The sequence below is a fragment of the Frisingicoccus sp. genome (assembly GCA_016298055.1).
Lineage (GTDB): Bacteria > Bacillota > Clostridia > Lachnospirales > Lachnospiraceae > Frisingicoccus.
In genome coordinates, this window is record JAEDDO010000202.1 from 1 (window position 1) to 3,072 (window position 3,072).

The 3,072-nt window shown below is 42.3% G+C and carries 3 protein-coding genes; all 3 read right to left on the bottom strand.

Translation table 11 applies throughout. From position 1 onward, the window contains the following. Nucleotides 1-494: hypothetical protein (locus QZZ35_RS10495; RefSeq protein ID WP_291237356.1), on the bottom strand; the 494-nt coding region annotated here is incomplete at its 3' end. Nucleotides 495-788: 294 nt separating this feature from the next. Beyond that, on the bottom strand, nucleotides 789-2,762 hold the full coding sequence (locus tag QZZ35_RS10500; RefSeq protein ID WP_291237357.1) for an LCP family protein: 1,974 nt from the start codon (nucleotides 2,760-2,762) through the stop codon (nucleotides 789-791). 94 nt (nucleotides 2,763-2,856) lie between these two features. Beyond that, on the bottom strand, nucleotides 2,857-3,072 hold a 216-nt coding region (locus QZZ35_RS10505; RefSeq protein ID WP_291237358.1), incomplete at its 5' end, for a 2-C-methyl-D-erythritol 4-phosphate cytidylyltransferase.

The following is a 3,072-nucleotide window of genomic DNA, read 5'->3' on the forward strand; positions in this document are numbered from 1 at the left end:
ACAAGTACTCGAACCGGCTCCGGCATTGCGTCTGCACTTGTCCCTACAAGACCCACAGCCAGGAAAATAAGAGCAATGGCTGCGGCGGCAGCGGCCGGTATAGATGGTTTAGGCAAGCGGCGTTTTGTATGCGTCTTGGATTCACTTTCATTTACATCGAAAGCCGTTTGCAGCATCTTTTGTTTTCGTGCCTCATAATCCTGTGAAAACACTCGAGGTATATTCTCACCATCATCCAGTTGTTCCGCATCCTCATTCAAAAACCTGTCCACCGCTTTGGCTTTTCTAGCTGCCTGCATCAGATCGTCGTCTTCGGAAGCCTCATATTTTTTACGCCACTGAATCAGCTCTCCGACATTCGGATCCCTCTCACTATCTCCCGGAGTCACAGACTCTGACGGGACTGCATGAATACTGTCTGACTTTTTTGGAACTGAAGCTATTTTTTTGTTGTCAGCTGAGAGTTCTCCACCGGATCCTTTACGGATTTTCATCCTCACCTGCCTCCTTCCCCGGAAAATCTGCCAGTGTCCTCGATGCCTCTCACCTATATATCCGTTTTGAGAGGCATTTTGTGACACATTTTTTAAAAAATTTTTTATTTGTATGTTTTTACCAAAAACACATTGTCTTTTTTGTTGAACTTTTTCTTAAATCTATTATAACACGATACCAGGGTCAAAAGGTCATGTTTTTCATGCTTATATTAAAAAAACATGATTTTTGGAGCGTAAAACGCGAAAGCAACAAAAAAGAGGATATAAAAAATACCCTCTTTCTTTAAGTCCTTATTCGTAATAATCTTCCTCTGTCTCAGGATGCACAAAAGTCTCGTAATCCGACTCATCAAGATATCCGCCGTGTTCCCAATAGAAATCGTCATACTCATCATCATCGGCATGATTATTCACATAATAATCCCCTTCCATGTCAGACTCGTCCACTTCATAGATCTGCTGAAGATCCGTCACTCTCGGCTCAGAAATAACTTCACCGGCCATCAGCTTGTCAATAACCTCTTTAACTGCAAGAATTGAATCATCATCAAGGATCTCAACATACAGCGGTGAATCCGCATAGGAGGCACAATATTCTTGCGATGAATAGCCGTAAACTGTCGAGGAAACAATATTCCATTCCGCATTATCATTCAGCTGCATCTTCACGAGACTTGCCAACTGTTGGGATGAAAAGCTTGTATCCATCGTACCTTCCAGACTGGATAAAAGATTCGTATATCCCGTCAAAACTGCCGGTGACTTGATCTTCTCCAGAAGTGCTGCGATAACTTTCTGCTGGTTCTTCGCTCTCTGATAATCGCCGCCGGCCGCATTCATACGCTCTCTGGCAAAAGCCAGTGCATAGATACCATCCAGATGATTCATACCCTTTTTATATTCATAGTAACTCCAGGTATCTGTGTCCGCATTATACTGTTTATAGTAAGTTGAAAATGCATAATCCGATTCCACATCAATGCCGCCCAGGGCATCGACCATCTGAATGACCGCACTGAAATTAACGCGGACATAATAATCAATATCAATATCAAAAATCTGTTCCATCGTCGCAATCGAATACTGAATACCATACATACCTGCATGGGTCAGCTTATCCGACTCACCATAAGTAATGCCCGGAATCTCAACGTAAGCATCACGCGGAACACTGACCAGAAGCACCTGTTTCGTCGTCGGATTCACACAGGCCATAATATTCACATCACTTCGACATGTCTGATCCAGCGTACCATAGGCATCCATACCGCTTAAGAACACAATAAACGGTTCCTTCGTAATCGGCAGATCCGGAACATCCTTCATAAGTACTTCTGTTTTAACTTCAAAGTTATCAATGATCCGGACTTTTTCAATAAATCCCGGATTATTATCTTCAATCAGCTCATCCAGTGTCTGATTATAGATCATGGCATCAATCTTTCCATCATAAAGATGCTGAACAAGCTCCGAATAGGTTGTATATTCTGATATATCCAGTTCCTGATTCAATCCTTCGCTAATATGCTCGATTGCCTGATCCACCTTCGCCCGGTCAAGGCCGGACATAATGCCGAATTGATAATCCCTGGCATCCTCGACCGACTGTGCCGGATTATCCGCCATAACAGCAATGACAATCTTGTCTGTCTGATAGGTTTTCACCTTCGTCACAACATCCAGCGTTCCCATCGTCTTGGCAAGATAAATATTACCAAAAATCAAAACGCCTATAAGAATAAGTGAGAGTATCTTACCAAACCAGTGTACTCTGCGCCCAAACTGAAGCAAAAAACAAAATACAAACAAAAAGAGCAGTATTACACCAGCCACCAACAGATATTTATCCGGCAAAATATTGAGCATGACAAAAGCAGCCATCAATACAATAGATAAAAGCAGTTGAATGAATGTCAGTATTTTACCGCCGATATGCTTGCTTTGCCGCCGTTTCTGAGCCTTTTTACGAAGCCGTTCCTCGCGTATGCGGTACCGCTCCTCCGCTGAGAGCTTTTCTTTCCTACTTTTCTTATGTTTCTTTGGCATCTCTTCATATTCGTCTGCGTCTTCATCATAAAAATCGGACTGTGTTTCACCTTGTTCTTCAAACAATTCAGAACCGTTGGCCGGAATCCTGGGACGTCTCACATTCCTGACGATCCTTGGATCAAATTCCAGCTCTTTTTTCTCTCCACAGTCCTCCGAATCTGAAGAATCATCTCTAAACATCTCTTCAAAATCCTCAAACGTGCTTTTCCTACGCATATATTTATCCCTTTCATTTTATGAACTTCATTATACACGAAGCAAAAATCGCTGACAATGAAAAAAAACGCTTAAATTGCGAATTTTCCATGTCCTACCCTCTGTTTTTGGCAATAATCTCTGCAATCTGATAGTCGGATGCAGTCGTAATCTTCATATTCGCAGCATCTCCGGCTACAATATATACAGGAACTTTACGCACTGTACATATCTTGCAGGCATCTGTCAAAATCCGTTTTTCCTCCGGTTCAAGTTCCAAATAAAGTTTTTTCAATAAATCCATGCGAAAGCTCTGAGGCGTCTGACTCTG

Bases quoted from the DNA above. Each gene is read 5' to 3' on its own strand.
- QZZ35_RS10500 (WP_291237357.1), bottom strand. From the start codon at position 2,762: ATGCGTAGGAAAAGCACGTTTGAGGATTTTGAAGAGATGTTTAGAGAT.